The organism is methanotrophic endosymbiont of Bathymodiolus puteoserpentis (Logatchev), from assembly GCF_900128525.1.
In the GTDB taxonomy this organism is placed as follows: domain Bacteria; phylum Pseudomonadota; class Gammaproteobacteria; order Methylococcales; family Methylomonadaceae; genus Methyloprofundus.
This window is the reverse complement of the sequence record NZ_FQTQ01000166.1, coordinates 1-7381: the sequence shown is the minus strand read 5'-3', so window position 1 is coordinate 7381 and position 7381 is coordinate 1. Positions and strand designations below refer to the sequence as shown.

The 7381-nt window shown below is 40.1% G+C and carries 7 protein-coding genes and 1 pseudogene; 5 read left to right on the top strand and 3 right to left on the bottom strand.

Annotated elements, in window-relative coordinates; genetic code table 11:
• From BQ7314_RS12420 to gloB, 3 genes and pseudogenes are all read left to right on the top strand, one after another.
• Positions 1-184 (top strand): annotated as a pseudogene (locus BQ7314_RS12420) (IS66 family transposase); the annotation flags it as partial.
• Positions 185-310: 126 nt separating this feature from the next.
• Positions 311-1690, top strand: a complete 1380-nt coding sequence (locus BQ7314_RS12415; protein WP_174484005.1) for a DegQ family serine endoprotease — start codon at positions 311-313, stop codon at positions 1688-1690.
• Positions 1691-1766: 76 nt separating this feature from the next.
• Positions 1767-2531, top strand: coding sequence for a hydroxyacylglutathione hydrolase (gene gloB / locus BQ7314_RS12410; RefSeq protein WP_174484004.1), 765 nt, complete (start codon positions 1767-1769; stop codon positions 2529-2531).
• Between the two features lie 108 nt (positions 2532-2639).
• Here gloB and BQ7314_RS12405 read toward each other — a convergent pair whose 3' ends face one another.
• Positions 2640-3212, bottom strand: coding sequence for an IMPACT family protein (locus BQ7314_RS12405; protein ID WP_245394993.1), 573 nt, complete (start codon positions 3210-3212; stop codon positions 2640-2642).
• Between the two features lie 60 nt (positions 3213-3272).
• Here BQ7314_RS12405 and BQ7314_RS12400 point away from each other — a divergent pair, with 60 nt between their 5' ends.
• Positions 3273-3923 carry a metal-dependent hydrolase gene (locus BQ7314_RS12400; protein ID WP_174484002.1) on the top strand — a complete coding sequence of 217 codons (651 nt, stop codon included), beginning with the start codon at positions 3273-3275 and terminating at the stop codon, positions 3921-3923.
• On the opposite strand, the gene BQ7314_RS12395 is transcribed toward BQ7314_RS12400, so the two are convergent.
• The gene (locus BQ7314_RS12395; protein WP_174484001.1) at positions 3904-5040 is read right to left on the bottom strand and encodes a methyltransferase; all 1137 of its coding nucleotides are present in this window, start codon (positions 5038-5040) and stop codon (positions 3904-3906) included. The two genes, BQ7314_RS12400 and BQ7314_RS12395, sit on opposite strands and share 20 nt — an antisense overlap.
• 12 nt (positions 5041-5052) lie before the next feature.
• Positions 5053-6648, bottom strand: a complete 1596-nt coding sequence (locus BQ7314_RS12390; RefSeq protein WP_174484000.1) for a protein adenylyltransferase SelO — start codon at positions 6646-6648, stop codon at positions 5053-5055.
• A gap of 78 nt (positions 6649-6726) precedes the next feature.
• On the opposite strand from BQ7314_RS12390, the gene BQ7314_RS12385 reads away from it, so the two are divergent.
• On the top strand, positions 6727-7341 hold the full coding sequence (locus tag BQ7314_RS12385; protein ID WP_174483999.1) for a hypothetical protein: 615 nt from the start codon (positions 6727-6729) through the stop codon (positions 7339-7341).
• The last annotated feature ends 40 nt before the right edge of the window (positions 7342-7381 follow it).

The window sequence follows — 7381 nt, the reverse complement described above, 5'->3', positions numbered from 1 at the left end:
AAAAATCAGTGGAAGCACCCGAAGTGATGCAGGACGGAAAGCCAGAGATACTTTTGCCAGTCTAAAAAAGACCTGTCGAAAGCATGACTTATCATTTTGGGATTATTTGAAAGATCGCTTATTGGGTATAGGCGATATTCCTCCGTTATCGGAAGTCATCCGTGCGGCCGCTGCCTGTGGATAATGAGAAGTTACAATAACATTTGTATATTACTTGACCTACCCCCATCTTATTTTTAATATTCTGCGACAAGCATGGCGAATAGAACAACTTTAAAAAATTCACATTTACCAAAAAGGCATTATAAATATGAAAAAATATCTTTTATTAGGTTTAACGCTCAGTATAGCTATCATAAACAGCCCTGCCCGCGCTTTCAGCGACTCGCCTGATGGCAGCTATAACTTGTCTCCTAACCAAGCTATCCCAACACTCGCACCAATGCTAAAAAAAGTTATGCCGAGTGTCGTCAATATTTCCACTCAAGGTACGGTTAGCATGCGCCCACACCCGCTAAGGAATGACCCATTTTTCCGGCGTTTTGCCCCTCAACAGCCGAGAGAGCGTCAAACACAAGGTATAGGTTCTGGCGTTATTGTGGATGCCAAAAAAGGTTACATCATGACTAATAATCATGTCATTGCTAATGCGCACACCATTTTTGTCACTTTAAAAAACAAACAAAAATTAAAAGCCAAACTGATTGGAACTGATCCAGAAACGGATATAGCGGTATTACAAGTGGATAGCAAAAATTTAACTGCCATCACATTAGGAAATTCTGACAATTTACAAGTCGGTGATTTTGTTGTTGCTATTGGTAACCCATTTGGACTTACTCAAACCGTCACTTCAGGAATGGTCAGTGCAATGGAGCGCACCAATTTAGGTATTGAAGGCTATGAAAATTTCATCCAAACTGATGCTTCAATTAATCCTGGTAACTCAGGTGGTGCTTTAATTGACTTACATGGCCACTTAATAGGTATTAACTCAGCTATCCTTGCCCCCTCAGGCGGTAATGTTGGCATTGGCTTTGCTATACCTATTAATATGGCCAAAAAAATTATGGATCAATTATTGAATCATGGAGAAATTAAACGCGGTCTCCTAGGGGTTCAAATACAAGATTTGAACTCTGATCTTGCTGAGGCTATGGATTTATTGGGCACTCGTGGCGCACTCGTATCAAAAGTCACACCCGATAGTGCTGCCGATAAAGCCGGCATAAAAGCAGGAGACGTTATTACTGCAATTAATGGCAAGAAAATCACCGGATCCAGTGCATTACGTACCAATATTGGCCTCAAACGTGTTGGCGAAAAAATAGACATAGATTTAGTGCGCAACAAGCAAGCCATAACCGTAAGCGCTCACATTGGTAGCACAGCATCGGGTCAATTAGCCACATCTTCTACTGATATGCCGCTATTAAAAGGAGCGACTTTAAAAGAGTTAACCCCAACTCAGCCTTACCAAGGCACAACTGAGGGATTATTGATTACCGACTTACAAGCTAATAGCCCAGCTGCACAAGTTGGCTTAATGGAAGGTGATATTATTTTAGCGGTTAATAAAATGAAAGTGAAAACACTCAAAGAGTTAAACAAAGCTGCTAGCTTGTCACGTAAGAAACTATTAATTCATTTACAACGCGGACAAAGCTTTTTGTATTTTGTGATCAAATAAACGAAACTTTCATATACAAACCGGTTGCGTTTAGTCGTTCAGCTAAGCGCAACCGACATTTTTAAGGTATTTTTCTATGTTACAAATACAACAAATCCCCGTTCTAAAGGATAATTATATTTACCTGATTCATGATGCTAAATCGAGGGAAACAGCCGTAGTCGATCCAGCTATTGCAGAACCTGTTCTCGATGTACTCAAACAAAACGGCTGGAATTTAACTTATATACTAAATACACACCACCATGCCGATCATGTGGGAGGAAATTTAAGCTTAAAACAACAAACAAACTGCCAAATAATAGGCTCAATTAATGATCAACAGCGTATTCCAGGAATCACCACCAAAGTAAACGAAGCTGACACGCTAAAACTTGGCGAAAATCCCATTCAGGTTATTAACTGTAGCGGCCACACCACTGGCCATATTGCTTTTTATATGCCAACAGCAAATGCCTTATTCTGTGGTGATACTTTATTTGCTATGGGGTGTGGACGTTTATTTGAAGGCACAGCCGATCAGATGCAGCAATCCTTAAAGAAATTCACAACCTTACCTTTAGACACTAAGATCTATTGCGCTCATGAATATACAGCAGCCAATGCGCAGTTTGCCTTATCTGTTGAACCGGAAAATAAAGACTTATTAGCAACAATTAAACGTGTCAAACAGCTCAGAGCCAGTAAGCAGCCCACAGTACCAACGACATTAACTCAAGAGTTAGCGACCAACCCTTTTTTAAGGACAAATAGCCCCGAAATACAAAAGACACTAACAATGCAAGGGGCATCAGAGTTAGCGATCTTTACCGAACTGCGAGAGCGAAAAAACCGATTTTAAAAGTAAAATGCAAATAATAATGAGCCACGATTCCCCACATACCAAACGATACAATATTTTTCCTAATGGCTTGCAAAATTAGAATTAAAGGCAAGCTATTCTATGACACTACACTATTTGCCCATGAAAAAGAGCTAATAGCGGATCTGTGTGCACAGTTGGCAATTGCACTAGCAAATTAACTTGCCCAGCAAAATCTTTGCTAATAATGACTCCCGAATATTTTGCCAACTGGTATTCAAAATGCTGTAGGTCTTTATATTCTAAGATAAAATTCACACTCGCTAATTCAATAAATGCTGTTATATCTGCAGCCTCAATCACCTTTTTAGCCGTATTACCATAGGCACGAGTTAGCCCACCTGCCCCCAGCTTAATGCCACCAAAATAACGTACCACGACAACAAGCACATTAATCAGATGATTACCCTCAATATATTGATAAATAGGTTTTCCAGCAGTACCTGATGGTTCACCTGCATCATAAAAACGACATACATCCCCTTGCTCCGTTCTTATACGGTAGGAGAAAGCAATATGATTTGCTCCGCTATGCTTATGACGCAAATCATGCAAATAAGCCAGCGCCTCATCAACACTAAGACATGGGTAAATAAAGCCAAGAAAACGTGACTTTTTTATCATGTCCTCAATAACAGCCGGAGAATTAACACAACGCACTCAACGACTCCTTGAAAAATTGCTATGATAGGCGGTTGCTTTTCGACTCAAACCTATTATATGGCGAACTTTAATACTCATCTTTCCGTTGCCGCTAGCGCAAGCAGTATTGCAGCAATCAGCTTATTCAATAGTAATCTCATTGACTTATTTGATATTCCTTGGTTTATTTTCTTAGGCACGATAGGCGGATTGCTCCCTGATATAGACTCAGATAACTCAAGCCCACTAAAAATACTATTCACCTCGCTAGCAACACTTATTTCCATGCTCACCATTCTTGCCTATCATGGTCAATATAAAGTTCAGCATGTGTTTATTATTGCTAGCGGCACCTTTTTTCTAGTGCGTTATCCGATCTTAGCCCTATTTAAAAAAGTGACTGTGCATCGTGGTGCATTTCACTCAATCTTAGGGGCTGTTTTATTTACTTTACTGACTACTTTTAGCGTTTACTATTTACTGAGTACCGCTATTATTTTTGCCTGGCTCAGCGGAATTTTTATTGGTTTTGGCTTTATTGTCCACTTATTGTTAGATGAATTATTTAGTGTAGATCTAGGCAACGTACAATTAAAACGTTCATTTGGCACGGCCTTTAAGCTTTTCAGTGTAAAATATTTAAGTGCATCTTTGGGTATGCTTACCAGCTGCTATCTGCTGTATTTATTTACGCCTGAGTTTCCTTTTACTATAAGTTGGTCGCCTTAATAATGACAAATTTTGCATTAGACACTAATACTTCAACTTTAGAAAAAAACTTTTTAAGACTAACATGATACCCCAAATGGCGATTACCAATCACCCATAACTCACCATCAGGCTTTAAGACTTTTTGGGATTGCTCAAACATGCGCAAAGCAATATGCCCACCAATTGTGTTTTGCTGATGAAAAGGGGGATTACACAAGATTAAATCCATTGATTTATCGTCAAACCCCGTTAAAGCATCGCCCACTTGAAAACTAGCATTAATCGTTGTGACTGCCTGCTTAAAGTTTGCTTTAGCAGATGCAACCGCCATAAAAGATTCATCGACAAAATGCAGCTGTGCATTAGGGTTTTTCTCAGACAATATCAGCCCTACCACGCCATTACCACAGCCTAAATCGACCACTTGCTGATATTTGTCATCTTGTGGTAAATGCTCCAAGAAAAAACGCGTGCCAATATCTAAACTTTTATGTGAAAAAATATTGGCATGATTACAAATCTGATAACGCGAGTTTTCCAATGGATAACAAACGGGATAAGGATTAACCGGTACAATTCGATCTTTAGCAACTTGTGCATAAATTAAACGCGCTTTTTTAACCGCTTTAGAGGGTCTAGTTGCCCCTATATAACGCACCATCATCTGCCACACAGACGCGGATAAATTTTTCACCATGCCTGCAACAATGACTTGAGTATTGAGCGTTAAATTATCTTGCAAGCGTATAAGCATATCCTCTAAAAACGCTAATGTTTTTGGCGCTTTAATTAAAATAAAATCAAACTTATCTTGTGGTAACACTAGACTATCAAACAAACTAACAGAATCAATAGCTATATGATTTAAAGCTAAATTTTTCCGGGTAGCTGCTTGCGAAATAAAAGAATCAGACACAACGCTCGGCTTATATGCACTTAAAGCCACCGCCAAAGCGCCAAAGCTATCATTAAGAATCAACACACTAGGTTGATCGTTTACATCTAATTTTTCTGCCACATCCTGTAATAAATATTCATCCGCCGCATCCCAAGCTTGTAATTTCTCATTCTTTGCACTGGGAAAGCGTAATATTTGAAAGCACCCTTGGGTAACTTGCAGCGTAGTTTCAGGCATTTTTATCTTATCTCAAGAACTGCACGATAACATCGAACAGCCTGCTTTAGTTCGCGCCCAATCTGGACGTTTCTCAGCCCATGCTTGATGCTCAGGTTGTTCATCATAAGGATGGCGCAACACTTCCAATAATTCTTGCACCATACTATGATCCCCCTGCTCTGCTTTATCAATAGCTAACTGCGCTAAATAATTACGTAGCACATACTTTGGATTGACCGCATTCATCGCTTGCTTGCGGTACATATCATCACTTTTATCTTGCTGTACTCGGGCAATATAACGACGTAACCAAGCAATAATATCTGCTTTAATCAGCTCAGTTAATTGCTCAGGCTGATAATAAGCCGCAGATAATTGAATCAGTAAATCTGCATCACTTAACTCAGTTTCAGTTGAAATATCCGCTAACAAACGATAAAAAATGGTCATATCAGTTTCCACTAAAACCAATACTTTTACTAAATCATCAATTAATGCCTTATCCGTTTGCGCATCATAAACTTGCAGGCCTAGCTTCTCTGCCATCATTTCCTGATAGCCCACAATAAAAGCTTGACTGTAAATATTTAAACCTTCCTGTAAAGGCTCGACTTGCTCAATCAAGGGGTAAATCGCATTGGCCAATTGAGTTAAATTCCATGCTGCAATTTGCGGTTGATGGCCAAAACGATAACGCCGATATTCTCTATCCGTGGTATTAGGTGTCCAATCGGGATCATAATTATCTACCCAGCCGTATGGACCATAATCAATCGTTAAGCCTAAAATCGACATATTATCGGTATTCATCACCCCATGAACAAAACCTACACGCTGCCAATGGACAATCATTTCCGCCGTTTTAGCACATACTTCATGAAACCAAGTTTGATAAACTTCAGTGCTAGGCTCACCTAAATGCGGGAAATCAGTACGAATTGTGTAATCTACTAACTGACGTAACAACTCTATATCTTGTCGTGCCGAATGAATTTCAAAGCTACCAAAACGTACAAATGAAGGCGCAACTCGGCAAACCACTGCTCCTAATTCAGCACGCGGATTACCATCATAAAACATATCTCTGATAACCTGCTCACCCGTAGTAATCAAACTCAAAGCACGAGTCGTCGGTACGCCTAAATGAAACATCGCTTCACTGCATAAAAACTCGCGTACCGAAGAGCGTAGAACAGCCAAACCATCCGCAGTACGCGAATACGGCGTTAAACCTGCACCTTTCAATTGCAAAGCCCAACGCTGACCTTTTTGGTTAACCACTTCACCTAAGTTAATTGCTCGACCATCCCCCAGTTGGCCAGCCCAATGACCGAATTGATGTCCGCCATAGCACATTGCATAAGACTCCATTCCCTTTACTTGTTGGTTGCCAGAAAACACTTGAGTAAAATAATCATGCAAACAGTCCTCTGCTGACAAATCAAACAACTCAGCGACTTCTTTAGCATATGCAACTAACTGAGGATGACTCACAGGCGTTGGTGTGACTAAAGAATAACAAGCGTCTTCAACTTGTCGCCTAGGTGTATGTCCTGTGATTTTATCGCCGGATAGTTCCTGAATAAAACGGTTATCGAAATTTAATTGATCAAGTTTAAATTGCATTATAAAAATAAAGTGTCTATTACTTAAGCTAGAAATTCGACATTAACCATGCCGCTAATTAAATAATAGGTTAAAAGTATGTCCAATATTACCAGCAATCAGATATTTTCCCAATCAGCTAAGCAATATTGGCAGTACTGGCTATTTGCCATCTTTTGGAATGCCATAACTTGGTATGCCATTATCATGGGTGGTGACAATATATTAAAAGCATTCGAGGCTAACCCCGTATTTTACTTTTTTGCATTGTTTCCCCTTATTGGCTTATGGATCATAATTATTGCCACCAAGGAAACCCTAGCGTGGTACAAGTTCGGCACAACACCTATCACCTTAAACCCTTTTCCCGCTCAAGTTGGTGGCCTTTGCGCAGGCTATATTGATTTACCCATACTTGCCCAAAATGCGCCACAGGCCATCCTCAGCCTAAACTGTATACACCGCTCTATACATCAAGGTATGGATGGGGATAGTATGCATGAAGAGGTACTATGGCAGGACCGCATCACTCTAAAACCAGACAATTACCGCAAAAGTATCCGTTTAAATTTCGCCTTTAAGCCTCCTGCCGACTTACCTGCGAGTGAAGAAAAAAGTGACAACTATCACCTGTGGAAGTCAAATACCTCCGGCAAAGCCGGAGGCTTGAAAACCGTGAACCGCTCGAAGCGGGTTAATTCATTTACCACCTAAAGGTAGCGGTGCTTTAAAATAGATCCAGTTGCTCTATTCG